The organism is Hymenobacter caeli (assembly GCF_013294115.1).
Lineage (GTDB): Bacteria > Bacteroidota > Bacteroidia > Cytophagales > Hymenobacteraceae > Hymenobacter > Hymenobacter caeli.
In genome coordinates this window covers 141,031-163,987 of the sequence record NZ_JABSNP010000006.1, presented here as the reverse complement: position 1 = coordinate 163,987, position 22,957 = coordinate 141,031, and the positions used below count along the sequence as shown (strand labels likewise).

The window sequence follows — 22,957 nt, the reverse complement described above, 5'->3', positions numbered from 1 at the left end:
GCGCTACCGGTAGCCGAACCGGTAGCGCAGGCCCACGCTGGCGCCGCCTTGCAAATCTTCCCGGCCGTCGCGGAAAACGGTGCGCAGGTCTTTGTTGACGACGCCTTCGGCCGTGACTTGCACCCGCTGGCGGCGGCCGAACCCGTAGCTGGCCGCCAGCCCCGCGGCGGCGTGCAGGCCAAAGGTGCTGCGCTGAAACCCGAACGTCTCCTGGCCGGTGGTTTGGCGGTTGACAATCTGGTATTCCCGAAAATCTTCTGACGACCACACGGGCACCAGGCCCCCCAGCGCGTCGAGTTGCAACCGGCGCAGAAAAGAAGCGACGAGCGAGTAGCGCAGCAGCACGGGCACGGCCAGGTCGCGCCGGCTATCGACCCAGTTGGGGACTACAAAGGTGCCTTGGGGCGTATCGAAAAAAGTGCCGTACTTCCGATTGGTGTTGGCTTCGCGCTGCACGCCGAGCTGCACGGCCAGGCGCGGGGCTACGTAGTAGCCCACGTACAGGTAAGGCAGCTGCGCGCACGCAATGGTTTGGCTATAAGTGCCGAAACCACGCCCGGAGAACGCCGGATAGTTAGTGGTTTGCGTCTCTCCGGGAGAAGTTTTCACCACCGATTCCGGGTAGGGATTCTGTTCGGGGTAACGTAGCCGGTAATCGTACAGGCCTGCCTCGGCTCCCACGTAAAACCGCGGCCGCAACGTCACCACTTCGCCGGCGGGCACGAGCCGTGGCGCGTAAAGTTCGGGCGGGGCCCCCAGCGTCAGGCCCACGCGCAGGCTGCCGCTCAGGTCCACGCTGCTGATGCCCGAAGACGATGACAGCAATGTGGTTACGCCCAGGTTAGCATCCACGAAACCGTAGCGGCCCAGGCGGCGCTGCAAGCCGTAGAGCACGGCCGCATCGGCCGCGGCCACGCCCCCGCGGGGCAGCGCAAACTGGTAGAAAGGCGTTTCGTGCGCGCTCCGGCCCAGGCCGGCCCCCAGGGCCACGGAGACGTAATTGGCCAAAAAATTGCCGGACCGGCGCCCCTGGCGCAGGCGCCGCTCCTGGTTGTAGTAGTAGCGGCCGGCTACCTGGGCCCGCACGCTCAGGCCCTGCTGCAAGGGGCCGCCGGGGCCGAGGCGGAAGTGGGTAACGGCCGGGCTCACTTCGCCCAGCACCGACCAGCCGGGGCGGCCCAGGCGGCGCTCGTAGGCCAGGTGCAGGCCGTAGCGCGTGTAGTACGCGTTGGGCCCAAACGTGCGGGCCCCGGGCAGGAAGTTGTTCAGCCCCAGCTTCCACAGGCTGCGCTCTTCCCGCTGCACCCGCAGCGGCGGGGCGGTGGTCGGCGGGGTGGCCACTTCTTCGCTGTAGTGGAGGCGCGGGGCATCGGCTGGCAGGGTTTGGGCGGCGGTACCAAACGTGGTGCTCACCAGCAGGCCAAGGCCAACCCCGAGCAGCAGGTGCCGGCCCCGAAAGCAGTAGAAATCAGGCATGGAAAGGAAATGTAGAAAGATTAGAATTGCGTCGAAAGGAGCTGCATTTGCAAAGTCAGGGACGCGTAGGACGTGCTTACCCGCACCAAGGGGCGCGGCGGGCTGGCCGGGGCCGTCGTTAGCGAGGCGCGGCTGGCGCTGCCTTTTTTGGCGGCGGCGTAGGCCAGCGGCACGGCCAGGGCCCCCTGCTGCACGCTGAGCTGGTAGGCGAACCGCTCGGGCTGCGGGGCGCTGATGACGACCTCCGTGCGGTCGGCTTCCACCGTCAGCTGGCGCAAGTCCGGCGTGGGCTGCACCCGCACGCTGCCGTAGTAGTTGCGCACAAAGCAGCTGCCTCCCAGCCCCAGCAGCTGCACCGCCGACCGGTTGGCCTGGCAGGTGAAATCGGCCTGCACGTTGGTGGCCGTCAGGTCGGCGTAGCGGGCGGTGGCGGCGAGGGTGCCGCGCAGGTTGCGCAGCGTAATCTGGCCGAAGCTCTGCTCCAGCGTCAGCCGGCCCGTGAGGTCGGCCAGCTCGGTTTGGCCGTAGGCGTTCACCACTTGCAGGGGGTTGCCGGCGGGCATCCACACGGTGTACTCGGCGCGCAGGTCGCTGCGCACGGCGGGGGCCCCGGCGGGCAGCACAAACAGGTTGACGAGGTCCAGCACGTTGCCGTTTTGTTCGAGGCGGTACTGCGCCACGGGCAGGTCCTGCTCGGCCACGGCCCGCTCGGGGTGGCGGGCGCTGAGCCGCAGCGTGACCTGCACCGTGGGCCGGTCCCAGCCGCGCACTTGCACGCTGGCTTTTTCCGCCCGGATGCGCACCACCCGGCCGGGCGGGCAGCTCCAGCTTTGCTCCAAGGTGCGGGCCACGACCTGCACCCGCTGCTGGGCCTGCGCGGCGGGCAGCGCCAGCAGCCCCAGCAGCACGGCCAGGGCCCCCGATTGCCAGCGGCCCCGGGCCGAACGAATGAGCTGCTTCATGAGATAAGGAGTTGAACCAGTTCGCGGGTAACGGTGGCTTTCAGGCGGACGAGCCGCGCCTGCTCACGCAGCAGCTCCGGCGACGCGCCGAAGCGGCGGGCGTCTTGGCGCAGCTGCGTTTCCTGGGTTTCCAGTTCCGCCAGCTGCGTGCGCAGCGAGCAAAACTGGCCCGACCCGCACACCGCGGGCAGCGACGAGCAATGGGCATCGATGAACGCCAGGCCTTGCCGCTCCAGCGGGTCGGGGCCCGGCAGCGGCGCGGGCAGCGGGGCCCCGCTTTCCTCTTCGCTGAACGTCAGCGTTTCGTGCGGCGCGGCCGGCACCAGGGCGACGGGCCGCAGCTGCCACCACGCGCCCAGCAGCAACAGCACGCTGGCCGCCACGGCCAGCACGCGGCGCACGGCGCGGGCGGGCCACAGGGGCCGCACCACCGCCGGCGCGGCCGGTTGGGCCACGGGCGCGTCGGGGGCGCCGGTCGCATCCAGCTGCGCGACAATGGCGCCCCACACGGCGGCGTCGGGCGCGTGGACGGGCAGGGCGGGCACGGCCCGCGCCAGGGCGGCGTCAACCGCCAGCAGGGCTTCAACGCGCGACCAGGTGGCCGGGTCGGGCGCGTGGGCGGGCAACTGGTGCAGGGCCCGCCGCAGGTTGGATTCGCCGGGTTCGGGCGTTTCGGGGGTCTGGCTCATTCGTAGAGGAACTGAAGTTTGCGTTGCAGCAGGCGCTTGGCGTGGTAGAGTTGCGACTTGCTGGTGCCTTCGCTGATGCCGAGCAGCCCGGCCACCTCGCGGTGGGCGTAGCCTTCCACCTCCACCAGGCAGAACACGGCCCGGTAGCCGGCCGGCAGCTCGCCGATGGCCTTGTCCAGGGCCTCGCCGGTGAGGTTGTCGTGCCAGGCCACCAGGGGTTCGGGGTGGCGGTCCTGGTCGTACACTTCCATGCGCTGCTCGCGGCGCAGCGTGCGCAAGGCCCGCCGCACCACGATGGTCTTCACCCAGGCCCCCAGCGTCGACTGCTGCCGGAAGTCGGCCAAGTGCTGGAACACTTCCACGAAGGCTTCCTGGAGCGCGTCCTGCGCCAGGGCCCTATCGCCCAGAATCCGCAGGGCCGAGGAAAACATGGCCGTCTTGTACTGCTGGTACAGGCGGTACTGCGCCTGGCGGTCCTGGGCCAGGCAGCCCGCCAGCAGGTGCTGTTCTTCGGCAAGCAAGTGGGGCGGCGAGTCGGGCACGGACCGTTTTCTTATTCGTTGGCCCAAAGTGCCGGGCGGCGCAAGAAAGGTTGGTTGACCGGGCAAATATTTTTTTCGCCGAGGCCCCATTTCCCACAAAAAGCCCGCTGCGCGGCACACAACGGGCTTTCCCAGGAAATAAATTTAGCGGCGCATGGCCATTAGGGGCTTTGGGGCCCTAATTCGGCGGCGTGGTTGGCCATCACCGGCCGCCCTTCAACCCAGCTACCACTTCGTCAAAGTTCTCCGCGCGCAGATACAGAATCTTGACTTTGCCTTCGCGGCGCTTGTCCAGCAAGCCCAGTTTTTCGAGGTGCATCAGGTCGGTGCGGGCCGTGTCGTATACCACTCCGAATCGGTGTTGCACGTCCCGAATTGTCAGGGTGGTTTCAGGCTTATCGCGTAGCCACTGTACTATCTGAATCTGACGCCCATTCAATCCGGTCAGCAACAGTTGGCGAGTTTGGTACACCTGCTGTTTCTGCCGGGCTACATACTCCTGTAAGTCGGCATACGCTTGCGCCAGAACGTGCAGATGATACTTGATAAAGTAGGTAATGTCATTGTCATCAGCTTCTGTAAATAGATAAGCCCGGCCGTACTGCACGGCTGACCGCTTGATGATGCGCGACAGCGGCATGTATTCTACTAGCCAATAATTTCGCCTAAGCAAGTACCAGTAGAAAACAGCCCGTGCGGTTCGTCCATTTCCATCAACAAATGGATGAATAAAGCCTATTAAAAAATGAAGCAGGCAAGCTGCTACTAACGGGTGATGAGTTGCATCACTAGCGTTAGCAAAGTCGCACAGTTGAGTGAGGAGAGCGGGCAAATGCTGACACCCAGGGGGATAATGAACCACCTCACTGGTGCTGTGGTCTACTACGGAGATGTTGTCGTTTGTACGCAACTGACCGACTTGATGCGGTGCATCGAGGGTACCGTGTGTTACTAACGCTTGAATTTCCAACAGACTTTCAATACTCAGCGGACGGTGAATGCTGTCCTGAAGATGCCGCATGGTCTGATAATTGTTGACAATCATGCGCTCCGACTTATTTAAGGGCTTGCGCCGAGCACGCAACAATTGCTTCGCGGCTTCGCGCGTAGTACTAGCCCCTTCCATCTGGCTCGAAGCAATGGCTTCTTCCATGCGCGCATTTACCAATAGATGCTGGCGCTCGGTGCCCGTGAGCAACGATTGTACTGAGCGGCGCTCACCGCCCAGTTGCTCATCGAGTGCATACAGCACTTGCTGCAAAGACTTGGGCAAATTATAGCTGAAATGCCATTGCTCCGACCCGCTTTTCCAAGTCCATTTCCAAGCAGATTGTCTACGCAGTTGCCGTGCTACCTGCCACAGCAGCACTGCATCTGTGCCAGCAGGCAACAGGCGTCGGCGCATCTCAGACCAATAAAAATACTGATCATTTATCTTACCAATGGCCTCTACAAGAACCGGCTCAAGCAGGCAAGCGGCAATTCTCTCGGGGGCAATAGCTGCTAAATCAGAGGCAGTAGGTGGTAACTCGGGTAGGCTCATATGCAAATGTAAAAGCATTACTAAAAGCTACCAATTTCTTTTGATTGCATAAGTAATGCGGCCATTGCTGCGTTGAGCATAACATTTAAGTTAGGCTGTATATAAAGTCTAGAGCAAAAAAGGCCCGACAACTGTGACGTTATCGGGCTTTTCCTTGTCAACCAATCCTGCTACGCGGTGGCGTACTTGCTCGTGCGCAACTCCTCGGCCAGGAAGCGGCTGGTGTGGCCTTTGCCGCTCTTGGCTACCTGCTCGGGCGTGCCCTGGGCCACGATGTTGCCGCCGCCCCCGCCGCCCTCGGGCCCGATGTCGATGACGTGGTCGGCCACTTTGATCAGGTCCAGGTTGTGCTCGATGATGAGGACGGTGTTGCCCTTGTCGGCCAGCTTCTGGAGCACGGCGGCGAGGTGGTTGATGTCCTCGAAGTGCAGGCCGGTGGTGGGCTCGTCGAGGATGTAGAACGTCTTGCCGGTGTCTTTTTTGCCCAGCTCGGTGGCCAGCTTCACGCGCTGGGCCTCGCCGCCGGACAGCGTGGTGGCCTGCTGGCCCAGGGTGAGGTAGCCGAGGCCCACGTCGTTGAGGGTCCGAATCTTGCGCACGATGCGGGGCTGGAACTCGAAGAAGTCCACCGCCTTTTCCACCGTCATGTCGAGCACGTCGGTGATGGACTTGCCCTTGAAGCGCACCTCCAGGGTTTCGCGGTTGTAGCGGCGGCCCTTGCAGGTTTCGCAGGGCACGTGCACGTCGGGCAGGAAGTTCATCTCGATGGTGCGGATGCCCGCCCCCTCGCAGGTTTCGCAGCGCCCGCCCTTCACATTGAACGAGAAGCGCCCGGGCCCGTAGCCCCGGATTTTCGCCTCCGGCATCTCCGAAAACAAGCTGCGGATTTCCGTCATCACGCCGGTGTAAGTCGCTGGGTTCGAGCGCGGCGTGCGGCCGATGGGCGACTGGTCCACCTCAATTACCTTGTCGAGCAGCTCCAGCCCTTCGATGGTGCCGTAGGCCAGCGGCTCGCGCTTGGCGTTGAAGAAGTGCTGGTTGAGAATCGGGTACAGCGTGTCGTGGATGAGCGTGCTCTTGCCCGACCCGCTCACCCCCGTGACGGCCGTGAGCTTGCCCAAGGGCACTTTCAGGGTCACGTTTTTGAGGTTGTTGCCTTTTGCGCCTTTCAGCACCAGCTCGGTGCCCTCGCCCTTGCGCTTTTTCTTTTGCAGCTCGATGTGCTTCTGCCCGCTGAGGTACTGCGAGGTGAGCGAGCCGGAGCCCAGGATTTCCTGCGGCGTGCCGTGGGCCACGATGTGGCCGCCGTGGATGCCGGCCCCGGGCCCGATGTCGAGCACGAAGTCGGCGTGCAGGATCATGTCCTTGTCGTGCTCCACCACAATCACCGAGTTGCCGATGTCGCGCAGGTGCTGCAAGGCTTTGATTAGCCGCTCGTTGTCGCGCTGGTGCAGGCCAATGCTGGGCTCGTCCATGATGTAGAGCACGCCCACGAGCTGGGTGCCAATCTGGGTGGCGAGGCGGATGCGCTGGCTCTCGCCGCCGCTGAGCGTGCGCACCGGGCGGTGCAGGTTCAGGTAGTCTAAGCCCACTTCGAGCAGGAAGCCGATGCGCTTGCGAATCTCCTTCAACAGCTCGCGGCCGATGACGTTCTGGCGCTCGGTGAGGCGTTCTTCCAGGCCCTCGAACCAAGCGGCCAGCTCCGTCAGGTCCATCGTGGACAGCTCGCCGATGTGCTTGCCGGCCATTTTAAAGTGCAGGCTTTCCTTCTTGAGGCGGTAGCCGTGGCACTCGGGGCAGGGCTGGGCCTGGGCGTACTGGGCAATCCACTCGCGGATGTTGTCGGATTCCGAGTCCATCTGCCGGCGCAGGAACGGGATGAGGCCCTCAAAGGGCTCGGTGTACACGCTTTTGCGGTCGTCGGCCTCGTCCTCCGTGATGCCGTGCAGCAGGCGGGTGAGCAGCTCCTCGGGCAGCTTGTCGAGGGGCGTGTTCAGGGTGGCCTTGTGCTTTTTGAGGATGCCCTGGAGCTGTTGGAAAATCCAGATGTCGCGGTACTCGCCCAGCGGCGCAATACCGCCGCGGCTGATGCTGAGCTTGCGGTCGGGCAGCACGGCGTCCTCCGTGATTTCCTGCACCTCGCCCAGGCCGTGGCAGGTGGGGCAGGCCCCGTAGGGCGAGTTGAAGCTGAACGTGTTGGGCGCCGGGTCGTCGTAGGCGATGCCGGTGGCGGGGTCCATCAGGAAGCGCGAGAAAAACTGCGGCTTGGCCCGCTCGCCCTTGCCGTCGGGGTCGAGCACGAGCATGGTGCCCTTGCCGTGCGTCAGCGCGTTCTGCACCGAGCCGGAGAGGCGGAACCGGTCTTCCTCCTTCACCACCAGCCGGTCGATGACAATTTCGATGTCGTGGATTTTGTAGCGGTCCACCTGCATCTTGGCCGTGATGTCGAGCAGCTCGCCGTCGACGCGCACCTTGGTGAAGCCCAGCTTGGCAATCTTCTGGAAATCTTCGCGGTAGTGGCCCTTGCGGCCCTTCACCACGGGGGCCAGCACCACGAGCTTCTTGCCGTCGAAGTGCCGCAGGATGTAGTTGATAATCTGGTCGTCGCTCTGCCGAATCATCTTCTCGCCCGTCGCGTAGCTGAAGGCTTCGGCCGTGCGGGCGTAGAGCAAGCGCAGGAAATCGTAAATCTCCGTGATGGTACCCACCGTGGAGCGCGGGTTGCGCGAGGTCGTTTTCTGCTCGATGCTGATAACCGGCGAGAGGCCTTCTATTTTGTCCACGTCGGGCCGCTCCAGGCCCCCCATGAAGCTGCGGGCGTAGGCCGAAAACGTTTCCATGTAGCGCCGCTGCCCCTCGGCGTAAATCGTGTCGAAGGCCAAGCTGCTCTTGCCCGAGCCCGAGATGCCCGTGAACACCACCAACTGGTTGCGCGGGATGCGCACCGACACGTTTTTGAGGTTGTGCTCGCGGGCCCCGTACACCTCGATGTAGGGCACGTCGAACACCGCCGGGCCGCCGGGGGCGGCGGCCGTGGTGGGCGGCAGGGTGTCGGGGGTTTGGTGCTGCGCGGCCACGGCCAGGCCGGCGGCGCTGGGCTGGCTGCCCCGGGCCGCGGCGGCCTCGGTGGCAGTGCCTTCCAATTGTTTTTTCAGCGCGGCGGCGGCCGGTTTGGGTACGGTAGCGACGGGAGTAGCCGGTGATTTTTTGGCCATGCAGGAAAGCAGCGGGTAAGTGCGCAAAAGTACGGAAGATGCTGCCCAACGGCCGGGGTTGCGGCCCCCGTTCGCCCGATTTGGGCCTCGGCCGTATAAGCCCGGGCGGCCGGGTACAACCCCGAACGCCCCCGGTTTGTGCCCGGCTTTTTATTTAATGCCGTTCCGCCGTCGCTTTGGGCCCGTTGGTCGGTATTTGGGTCCCGGCCCGGGGGCCCGGCGCAGATTGGCACTTGCCTTGCAATTACCCCCACAAGCACCGCCGCTGGCGGCCCGCTTTACCCATAAACTCGTCTTCCCATGAAAACCCTCACGAAATTTGTTGGCGCTTCGCTGATTGGGGCGTTTGCCCTGCTGGCCGCCCCGGCCGCCCAGGCCCAGGTGGGAATCAGCCTCAACTTCGGGGCCCCGGCCTGGGGCCCGCCCGTGGCCCAGGGGGCGCAGTACTACTACATCCCCGAAATCGACGGCTACTACGACCTCTACACCCAGCAGTACATCGTGAACCAGGACGGCTACTGGGTGCCGCTGCCCGAGCTGTACGGCTACGACCCCTACCAGTTTCACCCCGTGGTGATTAGCTACCGCGGCCGCGAGCCCTGGCTGCAAGGCGAATACTACCACAGCCACTACGCCTACCGCCCCTACGTGCCCTACGGCCGCGGCGGCTTCTACGGCCGGGGCTACGACAACCGCGCTTTCGGGGGCCGCGGCTACGACCCCCGGGGCTACGGCAACCGCGGCGGCTACGACAACCACGGCCGCGGCGACCACCGCGGCGGCTTCGACAACCGGGGCCCCGGCCAGTACCCCGGCGGGAACCGACCCGGCGGCTTTGACAACCGCGGCGGCGACAACCGCGGCAACCCGGGCCCGCAAGGCGGGGGCCGTGGCCCCGGCGGCTTTGACGCGGGCCGCGGCGGCCAGGGTCCCCAGGGCGGGGGCCGGGGTCCGGGCGGTTCCGGCGGCGGTTTCAACCCGGGCCGCGGCGGCCAGGGCCCGCAAGGCGGGGGCCACGGCGACGGGGGCGGGGGCGGTCACGGCGACGGGGGCGGCCGCCGCGGCCACTAGGCCTGGTAGCCCACGAGGGTGAATGTGGCAGCCGCCGCGCCCATTGTTTTTAAACCATCTACTTCTTTACTGTCCAAACGCCATGAAATTCCTTCAAACCACCTTTTGCGCCGCACTGCTGAGCGGCTTTGCCCTGGCCGCTGCACCGGCCGCCCAGGCCCAGGTCCGCGTCAACGTGAACATTGGCCGCCCGGCCTGGGGGCCCGCCGTGCCGCAGGGCGCGCAGTACTACTACATCCCTGAAATCGACGGCTATTACGACCTGCAAGCCCAGCAGTACATCGTGCTCCGCAACGGGCAGTGGCTGCCGGTGGCTTCGCTGAGCGGCTACGACCCCTACCAGTTCCACCCGGTGGTGCTGGACTACCGCGGCCGCCAGCCGTGGACCTACGTGGGGGCCCACCGCGACCGGTTCCGGCCGGTGGTGTACCGCCCCGCCCCGCGCCCGGTTATTGTGCGCCAAGCCCCGACCCGGGTCATCGTGCGCGACCGGGGCTTGCCGCCCGGCCAGGCCAAAAAGATTTACCGCGAGGGCTATAATAATGGCCGTGACCAGGACCATGACCGCGGGCACGGCCGAGACCGGGACGATAACGGCCACGGCCGGGGCCGCGACTAGCACGCCCGCCTGACTCGAAAAACTGCATAAAAAAACCGCCGACCCCGGCGGTTTTTTTACGCCTTAAAGCCCAGCTGACTGCGCGGTGCTAGTTCGCCCCGGCGGCCCAGTCCATGTCCTCGCGCACCTGCGCCGGGGCGGGCATTCGGCCCTGCTCCAGCCGCTCGGCCACGTAAATCATGTCGGCGTCGCGGTTCATGCCGGCGGCGGCCACAATGCGGTTGTCCAGCACGTACAGGGCCAGAAATTCTTGCTTCGCGACCTCTCCGTGGTAGATGATTTGGTCCCAATTTTCGGCGTGGCCGGCGTAGCGCAGGCTCTTGCCGTACTGCTGCGTCCAGAAATACGGGGCCGCGGTGAAGGCCTCCCGCTGGCCCAGCATGTTGCGGGCCGCCGTGCGGCCGTGCTGCTGGGCCACGCGCCAGTGCTCGATGCGCGTGGGCACGGCGGGGGCCCCCAGCGGAAACCGGGCAATGTCGCCGGCGGCGTATACGTTTTCGGCGGCTTGCAGGTACTCGTTTACGGCCAGGCCGCCGTCTCTTTCCAGCGGCAAAGCGTCTTGCAAAAAACCGGTGGCCGGGCGCACGCCCACGCCCAGCACCACGGCGTCGGCGGGCAGCACGCGGCCGGTTTTCAGCTGCACGCCCGTCACGCGGCCAGCCTCGCCCAGCAGGGCCGTTACCTCGGCGTCGGCCTCGAAGCGCACGCCCCTCTCCTCGTGCAGGGCCCGGAACATGGCCCCGATTTCGGGCCCCAGCACCCGCAGGAAGGGCACCTTGTCCTGGGCCACCACCGTCACGGTACGGCCTTCGCCCACGAGGCTGCTGGTAGCTTCCATGCCGATGAAGCTAGAGCCGATAACGACCACCTGCTGAGCGGTTTTGGTGGCGGCCAGGATGGCGTCGGCGTCGGCCTGGGTGCGCAGGGGCAGCACCCCGGCCAGGTCGTGGCCGGGCAGTTTGGGCAGGCGGTTGGGGGCCCCGCCGGGGGCCAGCAGCAGCTGGTCGTAGCGCAGCGGCGGCTGGCTATCGAGCTGTATTTCCTGCCGTTGCAGGTCGAGGCCGGTGGCGCGGGTGTTCAGCCGCAGCTCGATGCGGTGCCGCTCGTAAAAATCCGGCGTGCGCAGGGGCAGCGCCGCCGGCTGGGCCTTGCCCGCCAGGTAGGGCTTGCTGAGCTTGGTGCGGTCGTAGGGCGCTTTTTCGTCGGCCGTCACCAGCACGATGCGGCCCGCGAAGCCCTGCTGCCGCAGCGTCTGGGCCGCGTACTGGCCGGCCGCCCCGCCGCCCACGATTGCGAACGTGCGCGTATCGGCCGGGGCCCCGGCGGCATCGGCGGGCGGGGTGCCGCCCACTTCCGCCGTGGGCGTGGCGCTGGGGTCGTCGGTGCTGGCAGCGGGCTGTTCGGGCACCTGCACCAGCACCCGCCCGGCGGCCTCGCGCACGGCGAAGGCGGGCAAGTCGTCGAGGGCCGGGGGCTCGCACAGGTGGCCGTCGGCCACCCGGAAGCAGGCGTGGTGCCAGGGGCACACGATTTTGCCGTTCACCAGCCGGCCCTTGGCCAGCGGGGCCCCGTAGTGCGGGCAATGCGCGGCAAAGGCGTGCACCGCGCCCGCGTGGCGCACCAGCAGCACCTCGGGGCCGTCGTGGGGCGTGGGAAAGGATTGCAGCACGCCCTCGGGCAGGCTGGCGGCGGCGGTCAGGTCAATTTCGGGCATGGGGCGGGCAGGGGAAGAATGGTTGGTTAGCAACACGGGAAGCCCCCGGCGGGTTGGCCCCGGCCCGGGCAGGCGGCCGGGCACGGGGCCTCTGCCCGGGATTACGTAGTTTTGAAACGCCCTGCGGGCCTCCGCAGCCCGTTCTTTTCCACCCGGCATGGTTTTCAGCAGCAAGATCTTTCTCTTCTACTTCCTGCCCGGCTTTTTGCTCCTCTACTACGCGGTGCCCGCGCGCTTCAAAAACGCGGCGGCGCTGGGGGCCAGCCTGTTGTTCTACGCCTGGGGCGGCCTGCATTTTCTGGGCGTGTTCCTGCTGTCGGTGGGGGCCAACTTTGTGCTCATCCGCTTCATGGCCGCCGCGCCGGCGCGCGGCCGGCAGCGCATCTTTTTGGTGCTCAGCATTGTGCTCAACGTGGGGATGCTGTTCTACTTCAAGTACGCCAACTTTTTCCTGGACAACGCCAGCGCCGTGCGCGGCTACTTCGGCGGCGGGGCCCTCGCCTGGGAAAAGGTGGTGCTGCCCATCGGCATCTCGTTTTTCACCTTCGAAAAGCTCACCTACACCATCGACGTGTACCGGGGCGTGAACAAGCCCCTGCGCTCGTTCTGGGACTTTCTGCTCTACATCATGCTGTTTCCCAAGCTGATTGCCGGGCCCATCGTGCGCTTCCACGAAATTGCCGGCCAGCTCACCGACCGCACCGCCTTCGACACCGTGGACCAGAAGCTGGCGGGGCTGTTCCGGTTCGTGCTGGGCCTGGCCAAGAAGGTGCTCATTGCCAACGCCCTGGGCGAGCAGGCCGACATTATTTTCAAAATGGAGCCCGCCACCTTGCCCGCGTCGCTGGCCTGGTTGGGGGCCCTGGCCTACACGTTTCAAATCTATTTCGACTTCTCGGGCTACTCCGACATGGCCATCGGGCTGGGGCGGATGATGGGGTTCCAGTTCCCCGAAAACTTCAACAACCCCTACGTGGCGCGTTCCATCACCGAGTTCTGGCAGCGCTGGCACATCACGCTGGGCCGCTGGATGCGCGACTACCTCTACATTCCGCTGGGCGGCAACCGCGTGGCGCCCAGCCGGCTCTACCTCAACCTGTGGACGGTGTTCATCCTCTCGGGCTTCTGGCACGGGGCGGCCTGGAACTTCGTGGCCTGGGGGGCCTACCACGGCTTGTTTCTGATTCTGGACCGGCTGTTTCTGCTGCGCGTGTACCAGCGCCTCGGGGCCCTGAGCATCGTGCCCACCTTCCTCGTCACGGTGGTGGGCTGGGTGCTGTTCCGGGCCGAAACCCTGGCCGGGGCCCTGGCCTACCTGGGCCGGCTGGCGGGCGGCGCGGGCCCGGCCCACCTGCCCTTCGAGGCCAAGTTCTGGTTCACGCTCGGCGTGGCGGCCCTCGTGGCGTTTGCCGCCGCCGTGCCGCGGGTGGAGCGCTGGGAGCTGGCCGTGCTGGCCACCGGCCACTTCTCGGCGCGCCGCGCCGTGGGCGTCACGCTGGTGTCGGCGGCCCTGCTGGTGCTCAGCATGTGCTTTTTGGCCGGCAACTCCTTCAATCCCTTCATCTACTTCCGCTTTTAGCCCGGCGGCCCCGGGGCCGTTGCGGCCGGCCACTTCCGTTATGCCAACTGCTGCCAAGCGCCTGCTCTTCGGTTTTTTGCTGCTGCTGCTGCTCGTGCCGGCTCTGCAGGCCAAGTTCCACTGGCTGGACGAGGTGCCGCTCGGCGGGGCCTACACGGTGGCCCCCCGGCCCGAATTCAGCTGGGCCAGCTTGGTTGATAACACCTTTCAGCCCGCCCTGGAGCGCTACCTGGAGGACCGCATCGGCTTCCGGGGCTTTTTTGTGCGGCTGCGCAACCAGCTGGGCTACTCCGTGTTCCACGAGTCGTGGGCGGGCAATTTTGCCGTGGGCCGCGGCGGCGTGCTGTTCGAGCAGGAGCCCATCGACGCCTACCTGGGCCGCGACTACGTGGGCGACGAGGAGGTGCGCTTCAACGCCCGGCGGTTTCGCTCGGCCCAGGACTCGCTGGCCCGCCACGGCGTGCAGGTGGTGTTCGTCATTGCCCCGAGCAAGGCCACTTTCATGCCCGAGAACCTGCCCCGCGCCGCCCGCGCCCAGCCCCGCGCCCGCACCAACTACGCCGCCTACGCCGCGGCCCTGCCGGCCGCCGGCGTGCACGTGCTCGACTTCAGCCGGGCCTTCCGGCAGTGGCGGCGCACGGCCCCGTACCCGCTCTTCACGAAGGGCGGCACCCACTGGAGCATGTACGGCGGCGTGCGGGCCGCCGACAGCCTGCTGGCCTACCTGCGCCACACGCTGGGGGTGCGGCCCGCGCCGCTGCGCATCACCGGCTACGAGCAGTCCACCACGCCCCGCGAAACCGACGCCGACCTGGTAACCGCCCTGAACCTGCTGGTGGCCCCGGCGTCCGAGCCGCTGGCCTACCCGCAGCTGGAGTTTCCGCCGCTGGGGCCCGGCCAGGCCAAGCCCAACCTGCTGCTCGTGGCCGACAGCTTCGGCTGGACGTGGATGTACACCCACATCCCCAACTGCTTTTCCGACCAGACCCGCTACTGGTACTACAACGCGGAGGTGGCCTGGCCCGACGTTGAACAAACGCCGGAGGGCCGCGACCTGGCCCAGCTCAAAACCCGGGCGCAGTACCTGGCCCGCGACGTGATTGTGGTGATGTTCAACGAGCGCAACCTGGTGACCTTCGACAAGGGCTTCAGCCGGGACGTGTTCAATGTCTTCCACCCCACCACCGCCGCCGACAACGCCCGTTTCAACGCCCTGGTGGACGAATTTCGCCGCAAAGCCACCTGGGAGGAGCAGGCCCAGGAAGGCTTCGAGCAGCGCATCGGCGCCAAGGCCAGTGCCATTCTGGACCGGGAACGGTGCCCGTGAGGGCCTGCGCGGCGGCACCGCCTGCCCCAGCGCCGTGCGCCGGGGCAGGATTGAGGGCCCAAACGGGCTTTTCGACGGAGTTGGTCGGGGCAATTCGCGGGTTGGTCCAGGCAATCCGGCTTTCTGCGAATCCGGCGCTTACCGGGCCCCGGTTTTGCAGTACAACAACCGGCGGGCTAGACCCCGAAGCTTTTTCTCATTTTTATTTTCTTCTTTCTTTTCTCCTCTCACCATGAAAAACCACACGCTGCTCCTCGCATCTGTTTTCGGCCTGTTCGCCGCCCTGGCCACCCCGGTTGCCGCGCACGCCCAAATAGCCGTGAACGTTCGGCTGGGCCACCCAGCCTGGGGGCCGGCCGCGCCCGCCGGGGCCCAGTACTACTACATCCCCGAGATTGACGGGTACTACGACCTGGCCGCCCGCAACTACATCGTGCAGCGCAACGGCGGCTGGGTGCCGGTGGCCACCGTGCCCGGCTACAACACCGCCGCCTTCCACCCGGTGGTGGTCGACTACCGGGGCCGCCAGCCCTGGGCGCAGTACCGCGACCACCACGCCCGCTACTACCGCCCGGCCCCGGCCCGGAAGCAGGTCGTCGTAACCAAGCGGGTCAATGCCCGGGGCCGCGTCACAAAGGTGACGCGCCGCGTGCGCTAGCCGCAGGCCCCCCGGCGCAGACGCAAAAAAGGGCCCTTGCCGGGGCCCTTTTTTGCGTCTGCGCCGGGGCCCTAAAACGCCGCGTTTTTGGGGTAGCGGGGGAAGGGGATTACGTCGCGGATGTTGCCCATGCCGGTCACGAACAGCACGAGGCGCTCGAAGCCCAGGCCAAAGCCGGCGTGCGGCACCGTGCCGAAGCGGCGCGTGTCGAGGTACCAGTCCAGCTCGTCGGCGGGCACGTGCATCTCGGCCATGCGGGCCAGCAGCTTGTCGTAGTCCTCCTCGCGCTGCGAGCCGCCGATGATTTCGCCGATGCCGGGAAACAGCACGTCCATGGCCCGCACGGTGCGCCCGTCGTCGTCCAGCTTCATGTAGAAGGCCTTGATTTCCTTGGGGTAGCTGGTGAGGATGACGGGCTTCTGGAAGTGCTTCTCCACCAGGTAGCGCTCGTGCTCGCTCTGCAAGTCGGTGCCCCAATCCACGGGGAACTCGAACTTCTGCTTCGCCGCTTTCAGGATTTCCACCGCCTCGGTGTAGGTCAGGCGCTGGAAGGCGTTGTCGGTCACCGAGCGCAGGCGGCTCAGCAACTCCTGGTCGTACTGGTCGTTGAGGAATTGCAGGTCGTCGGCGCACCGCTCCAAGGCGTAGCGCACCAGGTACTGGAGGAAGTCCTCGGCCAGGTCCATGTTCTCCGCCAGCTCGTTGAAGGCCACCTCGGGCTCGATCATCCAGAACTCGGCCAGGTGGCGGGCCGTGTTGGAGTTCTCGGCCCGGAAGGTGGGCCCGAACGTGTAGACGCTGCCCAGGGCCATGGCCGCCAGCTCGCCCTCGAGCTGCCCGCTCACGGTGAGGTTGGTTTGCTTGCCGAAGAAGTCCTGGCTGAAGTCCACCGAGCCGTCCGCGGTGCGGGGCGGGTGCTCGGGCGGCAGCGTGGTCACCCGAAACATCTGGCCCGCGCCCTCGGCGTCGGAGCCCGTGATGATGGGCGTGTGGACGTAGAAAAAGCCGTGGTCGTTGAAGTACTGGTGGATGCCGAACGCCAGCGCGTGCCGGATGCGCAGCACCGCTCCAAACGTGTTGGTGCGGGGCCGCAAATGGGCAATTTCGCGCAGGTGCTCCAGCGACGTGGCCTTCTTCTGGAGCGGGTAAGTTTCGGGGTCGGCCTTGCCGAGCACGGTGATTTCCAGGGCCTGAACCTCCACCGCCTGGCCCTTGCCCTGCGAAGCCACCAGCTGGCCCCGGATGGCCACGCTGGCGCCGTTGGCCACGTCTTTCAGGCTTTCCTCGGGGAACAGCTCGGCGCTGGCCACCGCCTGGATGGTGTGGATGGTGGAGCCGTCGTTGACGATGATGAACTGCACGTACTTGTTGCCGCGGCGCGAGCGCACCCAGCCTTTGACGAGCACTTCGCGGTCGAGCTCCTGGCTGGCCAGCAGGCTCTGAACGGTGGACCGTTTGAGGGACATAATGGTAAAAGAAAGCGGAATACCGGGCAAAGGTAGGGCCCCCGGGGCCGGGCCAAACTTCATCCGTTGCCCGGGCCCCTGCGTATTTACGTGGCACGTCCTGCGCCACGCCCGCTACTTTTGCCCTTATGCAACGCCTCGATTTAAAACAGCTCCTCTCGCAAAAGCTTAGCCCGCAGCAGATTCAGTTCATCAAGCTGCTGCAAATCCCGACGGCGGAGCTGGAAACGCGCATCAAGGAGGAGATGGAGGTGAACCCCGCCCTGGAGGAAGGCGACACCGACGAGCCCGAGGACCAGGACAGCGCCGACGACGACCGCGACGACGAGCCCGAGGGCGACGACCCGGACGCCGAGTTCGACAGCGACAACGCCACCCTGGACGAGGACTTCGAGGCCCCCGCCGAGCCCGACGACTACGAGCCCGCCGAGGCCCCGGCCGACGCCGAGCCCGCCAAGGACGAGGCCCCCGACAACCAGGACCTCGACCTGAGCGACTACCTCAACGACGACGAGATTGCGGGCTACAAGATGCAGGGCGACGGCCCCGGCGACGAGGAAGAGCGCGAAATGCCCCTGGCCGATACCAGCGGCTCGCTCCTGGACTCGCTGCTCGACCAGCTGCACTTCACCGGCCTGAACGGGCGGGAGGAAGCCATTGGCCAGCAGCTCATTGGCTCGATCGACGGCGACGGCTACATCCGGCGCGACTTGGCGGCCATTGCCAACGACCTGGCCTTTTCGCAGAACCTGGAGGTGCGGGTGGCGGAAATTGAGGCCGTGCTGCGCGTGGTGCAGGGCTTCGACCCCGCCGGCATTGCCGCCCGCGACCTGCCCGAGTGCCTGCTGCTGCAGCTGGAGCGCCGGCCCCCGGACGCGGCCACCGCCCACGCCGAGCAAATCATCGGCACCATGTTCGACGAGTTCAGCAAGAAGCACTACGCCCGCATCCAGCAGAAGCTGGACCTGGAGGACGACGAGCTGAAGGAGGCCGTGGACGTAATCCTCAAGCTGAACCCCAAGCCCGGCGGCAGCGGCCCCAGCGGCCCTGGCAAAACGCAGTACCTGATGCCCGATTTCATCCTCACCAACGACAACGGCGAGCTGACCCTGACCCTGAACGCCCGCAACGCCCCCGAGCTGCGCGTGAGCCCGGCGTATTCCGAGATGTTTCGGACCTACGACAAGGCGGCCAAGAAGGACCAGAAAATGAAAGAGGCCGTGACTTTTGTCAAGCAAAAATTGGATTCTGCCAAGTGGTTCATCGACGCCATCCGGCAGCGCCAGAACACCTTGCTGCGCACCATGAACTCCATCGTGAGCTTGCAGCGCGAGTTCTTCATCGAGGGCGACGAAACCAAGCTGCGGCCGATGATTCTGAAAGACATTGCCCAGCAGATAGGCATGGACATCAGCACCGTGAGCCGGGTGGCCAACTCGAAATCCGTGCAGACGGAGTTCGGCATCTACCCGCTCAAATACTTCTTTTCCGAAGGCATTGCCACCGATTCGGGCGAGGACGTGTCGAGCCGCGAGGTGAAGAGCATTCTCAAAGACCTGATCGACAAGGAAAATAAGTCGCGCCCGCTGGCCGACGACAAGCTGGAAAAGATGCTGAACGCCCGGGGCTACAACATTGCCCGGCGCACGGTGGCCAAGTACCGCGAACAGCTCAACATTCCGGTGGCGCGGCTGCGAAAAGAGCTGTAGTAAATAACGGCGGCGGCGGCTTACATTTACGTCCTGTTTAGGACTTTATTGCTAATGCCTATCGCCGTGATTGCTACTTTATCTGGGTTAATTGCCAAGGCTGACGCCGATGCGGTGGCCACTATTGCCGAGCTGCACGCGCAGCTGGCCGCCGAGCGCGAGGGCCGCGTTCAGGCCGAAGCCGAGGCCACCCACCTGCGCCTGACGGCCCACCTGGCCGAGCGCAGCCCCAACCCGCTGGTGCGCCTGGGCCGCCACGGGCAGCTGCAATACGCCAACGCGTCCTCGTTTCTGGTGCCGGAGCTGGTGGGGCTGCCCGACACGCCGGTGCGGCAGTGGATGACCGAGGCCGCCAACACCGCATGGGCCGTGGGCGAAGCGGTGCAGCAGGAACTGTCGGTGGCCGGGCACGATTTTTTGGTGTGCGTGGTGCCCGTGCTCGACGAGCAGCACACCCTGTTTTACCTCACCGACGTGACCACGCTGCGGGCCGTGGAAGCGGAAGTGCAGGAGCAGCAGCAGTTTTACGACACCGTGCTCCAGTACATGCCGGCCGCCGTGTCGGTGCTCGACGCCGACCAGCGCCTGCGCTACCGCAACCCCGCCGCGCGGGAAAACGCGCACCGCCGCTCCCCCAGCCTGGGCCAGAGCTTTGCCGACTACTGCCAGGACGTGGGCATGCCCGCAACGCTGGCCGAGCGCCGCAAGCGCCTGTTTCGCCGGGCCGTGGCGCTGCAAACGGCCGTGGACTGGGACGAGGAGTGGCCGGCCTACGAAGGCCACGCGGCGGTGCACTGGCTGCGCTCGTACCAGCCCGTGTTCGACCCCGACGGCGGCCTGCGGGTGGTCATCAGCTACGGCCTCGACGTGACGCTGCGCCGCCAGGCCGAAGCGGCCGTGCTGGCCCAGCAGGCGTTCACGGCGCAGGTGCTCGACCTCAACCCCAACCTGATTTACGTGCGCAAGCCGCAGGCCGAGGTGGTGTTTCAGAACCGGGCCATGCGGGAGCTGCGCCAGCTGGTGCGCGCGCAGGCCGGCACGGCCACGGCCACGGCGGGCATCCAAAGCGTTGAACGCACCGCGTTCGACGCGTCCGACGCCGAAGTGGTGGCCCTGGGCCGCCCGCTGATGGCTTCGGACCGCCTGACGCTGCCCAGCGGCGAGGTGCGCTGGTACCAGTCGATGAAGTGCCCCCTGGTGCAGCCCGACGGCACCACCCAGGTGCTGTGCGTGAGCACCGACATCACGGCCCTCAAGCAGGCCCAGCTGGCGGCCGAGGCTGCCGCCACGGCCCGCGAGAACTTCCTGGCCAACATGAGCCACGAGATTCGCACGCCGCTGCACGGGGTGCTGGGCATGGCGTCGCTGCTGGCCAAAACCCCGCTGGCGGCCGACCAGCGGCGCTTCGTGGGCACCATCCAGCACACGGGCCAGCACCTGCTGGCGGTGGTGAACGACGTGCTCGACATGGCCAAAATTACCTCGGGGCAGCTGGAGCTGGAGCAGCTGGCCTTCAACCTCTGCGAGAGCATGGCCGCGGCCACGGCCCCCCTGGCGGCGTTGGCGCAGCAGAAAGGCATCGAGGTGGTGGGCACCCGCCTGAGCGACTCGTGCCCCCTGCCGTGGGTGGTGGGCGACCCCTACCGGCTCAACCAAATCCTGCTCAACCTGCTGTCCAACGCCATCAAGTTTACCCCCCCGGGGGGCACCATCGCGGTGGGGGGCTACCTGGTGGCCGAAACCGAGACCACCAGCACCACCGAGTTCCGGGTGTCGGACACGGGCATCGGCATTTCCCCCGACAAGCTGGAAGTCATTTTCAAGGAATTCACCCAGGCCTACGCCGACACGGCCCGGCAGTTCGGGGGCACGGGCCTGGGCTTGAGCATCAGCCGGGCCCTGGTGCGGCAGATGGGCGGCACGCTGCGCGTGCAGAGCGAGGTGGGCAAAGGCAGCCTTTTTGCTTTTGCCGTGACGCTGCCCAGGGCCAGTGCGGCGGCGCGGGCGGCGGCCCAGGTGCCGCCCGCGGCGGCCCCCGGCCACCGGGCCGTGCGCGGCCGGCGGGTGCTGCTGGCCGAAGACAACCCCGTGAGCGCCGAGGTGGCCCAGCTGCTGCTGGCCGCCCACGGCGTGACGGTGGACGTGGCCGCCACCGGCGCGGCGGCCCTGGCCTTGTTCGATGCCCGCCCCTACGATGCCGTGCTGATGGACATCCAGATGCCCGGCATGAACGGCCTGGAGGCCACCGCCCGCCTGCGCGCCCACCCCGACCCGGTGCGGGCCGCCACGCCCATCCTCGCCCTCACGGCCAACGCCTTCCGGGCCGACGCCGAGAAGTACCGCGCCGCCGGCCTCAACGACACGCTGGCCAAGCCCTACGTCGAGGCCGAGCTGCTGGCCAAGCTGGCCGCCCTGCTCGGCGAGCCCCTGCCCGGCGCGGTCGTCGGCCCGGGCCCCGCGCTGGTGGCCGATGCCCCGCCCGCCCCGGGGCCCCTGCCGGCCGACGTGCTGCCCTACGACCTGGCCCTGCTGCGCGAAACCGCGCACGGCAGCCTCGACTTCATCAACCGCGTGCTGGTCGCTTTCCACGCCAACATGCCGGGCACGCTGGCCGAGCTGCGCACGGCCCAGGCCGCCACCGACCGGCCGGTGCTGGCGGCCCTGGCGCACCGCCTGCGGCCGTCGCTTCGGCTGCTGGGGGCCCAGGCGCTCGCGCCGCACCTGGCCGTGTTGGAAGACGCCGACGCCGATTCGGTGGCGGCGCACCGGGCGGCCCGGGCCCTCATCCAGGGGCTGGCGACGCTGCTCAAGCAGCTGCCGCCGTCGGTGCCGGCTTAGCGCGGGGGGCCGTTCTTTGCTGCCGTTCTTTGCCGCTATGCCACACCTTATTTCGCGCTACGTGCTGGCGGCCGTCTTCGTGGGGGCCGGCTTGCTGCACTTCCTCAAGCCGGGCACCTACCTGCGCATCATGCCGCCCGCGCTGCCCGGCCCCCTGGCCCTGGTGTACCTCAGCGGGGTTTTCGAGGTGCTGGGCGGCCTGGGGCTGCTGTACGGGCCCGCGCGCTGGTGGGCGGCCCTGGGCCTGGTGCTGCTGCTGGCCGCCGTGTTTCCGGCCAACGTGTACATGGCCCAGCTGGTGCAGGCCGGGCAGCTGCGCATGCCGGCCTGGGCCGCCTGGGGCCGCCTGCCCCTGCAAGCCCTGCTGATGTGGTGGGCCTGGACGGCCCGCAAGTAAGTCGTTCACCCTTGCCGCAGAGCAGGGTGCTAGCTCAGTAGTTTACTTTTAACGGGTAGCGCTGCCGCCCGCCACTTCCCCATGCCGCCCCTCGTTCTGCTACTGCGCGTGGCCGCCGCCTGGCCCGTGCCCGGCCTGGGCCTGCTGGCGCTGCCGGCCGGTCCCGCCGCCGCGCCCCTGCGGGCCCACGCCTTGCACACGGCCCTGGCCGTGGAAGCCCGGCCGCCCGGCGGCGCGGCCCTGCCCGGCACGGCCACGGTGGAGGAGGTTGAGCGCGGGGGCCGCAGCAGCTACGGCCTGCTGCTGGACCTGGGCGGCCCTGTGGACCTGCCGCCGGGCACCGAAATCTGGGGCCGGGCGGTGCAGCCGCCCGGGTAGCCGAGGCCCAGGGCAGCCCGCGAAGGCCGGCCGCCGGCCGAGCCATGGCCGCGCCTGCTCCCGCTGTCCGCAGCCCCGGCGGGGCAATGAGCCGGGCCGCCGTGCACCGGCCCTGGCGCACGAAGGCGGCCCGGGCCGGGCCGGCTTGCCGGCCGCATCCGGCGAAGAAAAGCGTGGCCAAAAGGAACCGCCGCCGGCCGTTTGGGGCCGCCCCAAACCGGGGGCGCTTCGTACATTCACTGGTAGAGCAGTGATTATCGTCCCGGTGCCGTGCTCGCGGCAGGCGAGGTTCTTGCTGGCAAGGAACTTAGCCAAAAGCGCAGTTTTTAAGGAATACCGCATGGTAACGCCCGTTTTCAGAATTTTCGATTACGCCAAGGCCATCGAGTTTTACATCGACTGGCTGGACTTTAAAATCGATTGGGAAGACCGGCCCGCCGACGGGCCCGTGTACCTGCAAGTGTCGCGGGGCGACGTGGTGCTGCACCTCAGCGGCCACCACGGCGACGGCTCGCCCGGGGCCACCGCCCGGGCCGAAGTGCGGGGCCTGGCCGCCTACCACACCCGGCTGCTGCACAAAAACTACCCCTACATGCGCCCCGCCCTGGTGCCAGCCCCTTGGAACGCGCGGGTGCTGGAAATGGCCGTGCTCGACCCCTTCAGCAACCGCCTCATTTTCTGCGACGCGGTAGGAGTGCCGGTGTAGCCGGGGCCCCCACCGCGTCGCAGCAGCAATGCAAACCCGATGGCCTGCACTACTCGCAGCGGTTGGAC

The 22,957-nt window shown here is 66.8% G+C and carries 18 protein-coding genes; 10 read left to right on the top strand and 8 right to left on the bottom strand.

Annotated elements, in window-relative coordinates; translation table 11 throughout:
• Positions 1-3: 3 nt before the first annotated feature.
• The 6 genes from HNP98_RS08540 to uvrA form a co-directional block, all read right to left on the bottom strand.
• Complete coding sequence (locus tag HNP98_RS08540; RefSeq protein WP_173809638.1) at positions 4-1,476, bottom strand: hypothetical protein; 1,473 nt, start codon at positions 1,474-1,476, stop codon at positions 4-6.
• Between the two features lie 20 nt (positions 1,477-1,496).
• Positions 1,497-2,438 carry a hypothetical protein gene (locus tag HNP98_RS08535; protein ID WP_173809637.1) on the bottom strand — a complete coding sequence of 314 codons (942 nt, stop codon included), beginning with the start codon at positions 2,436-2,438 and terminating at the stop codon, positions 1,497-1,499.
• The gene (locus tag HNP98_RS08530; RefSeq protein ID WP_173809636.1) at positions 2,435-3,127 is read right to left on the bottom strand and encodes a hypothetical protein; all 693 of its coding nucleotides are present in this window, start codon (positions 3,125-3,127) and stop codon (positions 2,435-2,437) included. The genes HNP98_RS08535 and HNP98_RS08530 overlap by 4 nt, the downstream gene beginning before the upstream one ends.
• On the bottom strand, positions 3,124-3,648 hold the full coding sequence (locus HNP98_RS08525; protein WP_246275043.1) for an RNA polymerase sigma factor: 525 nt from the start codon (positions 3,646-3,648) through the stop codon (positions 3,124-3,126). The genes HNP98_RS08530 and HNP98_RS08525 overlap by 4 nt, the downstream gene beginning before the upstream one ends.
• 223 nt (positions 3,649-3,871) lie before the next feature.
• Positions 3,872-5,212 carry a Fic family protein gene (locus HNP98_RS08520; RefSeq protein ID WP_173809634.1) on the bottom strand — a complete coding sequence of 447 codons (1,341 nt, stop codon included), beginning with the start codon at positions 5,210-5,212 and terminating at the stop codon, positions 3,872-3,874.
• Positions 5,213-5,382: 170 nt separating this feature from the next.
• A complete protein-coding gene (uvrA, locus tag HNP98_RS08515; RefSeq protein ID WP_246275042.1) occupies positions 5,383-8,427 on the bottom strand; it encodes an excinuclease ABC subunit UvrA in 3,045 nt (1,014 codons plus the stop codon).
• A 300-nt stretch (positions 8,428-8,727) separates the two neighbouring features.
• Here uvrA and HNP98_RS08510 point away from each other — a divergent pair, with 300 nt between their 5' ends.
• On the top strand, positions 8,728-9,498 hold the full coding sequence (locus HNP98_RS08510) for a hypothetical protein (RefSeq protein WP_173809633.1): 771 nt from the start codon (positions 8,728-8,730) through the stop codon (positions 9,496-9,498).
• An 82-nt stretch (positions 9,499-9,580) separates the two neighbouring features.
• Positions 9,581-10,117 carry a hypothetical protein gene (locus HNP98_RS08505; protein WP_173809632.1) on the top strand — a complete coding sequence of 179 codons (537 nt, stop codon included), beginning with the start codon at positions 9,581-9,583 and terminating at the stop codon, positions 10,115-10,117.
• Between the two features lie 88 nt (positions 10,118-10,205).
• On the opposite strand, the gene HNP98_RS08500 is transcribed toward HNP98_RS08505, so the two are convergent.
• The gene (locus HNP98_RS08500) at positions 10,206-11,831 is read right to left on the bottom strand and encodes an FAD-dependent oxidoreductase (RefSeq protein ID WP_173809631.1); all 1,626 of its coding nucleotides are present in this window, start codon (positions 11,829-11,831) and stop codon (positions 10,206-10,208) included.
• A gap of 157 nt (positions 11,832-11,988) precedes the next feature.
• Here HNP98_RS08500 and HNP98_RS08495 point away from each other — a divergent pair, with 157 nt between their 5' ends.
• From HNP98_RS08495 to HNP98_RS08485, 3 genes are all read left to right on the top strand, one after another.
• Positions 11,989-13,410, top strand: coding sequence for an MBOAT family O-acyltransferase (locus HNP98_RS08495; RefSeq protein ID WP_173809630.1), 1,422 nt, complete (start codon positions 11,989-11,991; stop codon positions 13,408-13,410).
• Positions 13,411-13,450: 40 nt separating this feature from the next.
• Positions 13,451-14,737 carry an alginate O-acetyltransferase AlgX-related protein gene (locus HNP98_RS08490; protein ID WP_173809629.1) on the top strand — a complete coding sequence of 429 codons (1,287 nt, stop codon included), beginning with the start codon at positions 13,451-13,453 and terminating at the stop codon, positions 14,735-14,737.
• Positions 14,738-14,969: 232 nt separating this feature from the next.
• Positions 14,970-15,395, top strand: a complete 426-nt coding sequence (locus tag HNP98_RS08485) for a hypothetical protein (RefSeq protein ID WP_173809628.1) — start codon at positions 14,970-14,972, stop codon at positions 15,393-15,395.
• Between the two features lie 71 nt (positions 15,396-15,466).
• Here HNP98_RS08485 and asnS read toward each other — a convergent pair whose 3' ends face one another.
• Complete coding sequence (gene asnS, locus HNP98_RS08480) at positions 15,467-16,861, bottom strand: asparagine--tRNA ligase (RefSeq protein ID WP_173809627.1); 1,395 nt, start codon at positions 16,859-16,861, stop codon at positions 15,467-15,469.
• A 128-nt stretch (positions 16,862-16,989) separates the two neighbouring features.
• Here asnS and rpoN point away from each other — a divergent pair, with 128 nt between their 5' ends.
• The 5 genes from rpoN to HNP98_RS08455 all read left to right on the top strand — a co-directional run bounded on the left by rpoN (position 16,990) and on the right by HNP98_RS08455 (position 22,889).
• Positions 16,990-18,570 (top strand): RNA polymerase factor sigma-54, encoded by a 1,581-nt coding sequence (gene rpoN / locus HNP98_RS08475; protein ID WP_173809626.1) that lies wholly within the window; start codon positions 16,990-16,992, stop codon positions 18,568-18,570.
• A gap of 54 nt (positions 18,571-18,624) precedes the next feature.
• Complete coding sequence (locus tag HNP98_RS08470) at positions 18,625-21,408, top strand: ATP-binding protein (RefSeq protein WP_173809625.1); 2,784 nt, start codon at positions 18,625-18,627, stop codon at positions 21,406-21,408.
• A 37-nt stretch (positions 21,409-21,445) separates the two neighbouring features.
• Positions 21,446-21,805, top strand: coding sequence for a DoxX family protein (locus HNP98_RS08465; protein ID WP_173809624.1), 360 nt, complete (start codon positions 21,446-21,448; stop codon positions 21,803-21,805).
• 81 nt (positions 21,806-21,886) lie between these two features.
• Positions 21,887-22,183 carry a hypothetical protein gene (locus HNP98_RS08460; protein WP_173809623.1) on the top strand — a complete coding sequence of 99 codons (297 nt, stop codon included), beginning with the start codon at positions 21,887-21,889 and terminating at the stop codon, positions 22,181-22,183.
• Between the two features lie 340 nt (positions 22,184-22,523).
• Entirely contained in the window at positions 22,524-22,889 is a 366-nt protein-coding gene (locus HNP98_RS08455; protein ID WP_173809622.1) for a glyoxalase superfamily protein, read from the top strand.
• Positions 22,890-22,957: the final 68 nt, after the last annotated feature.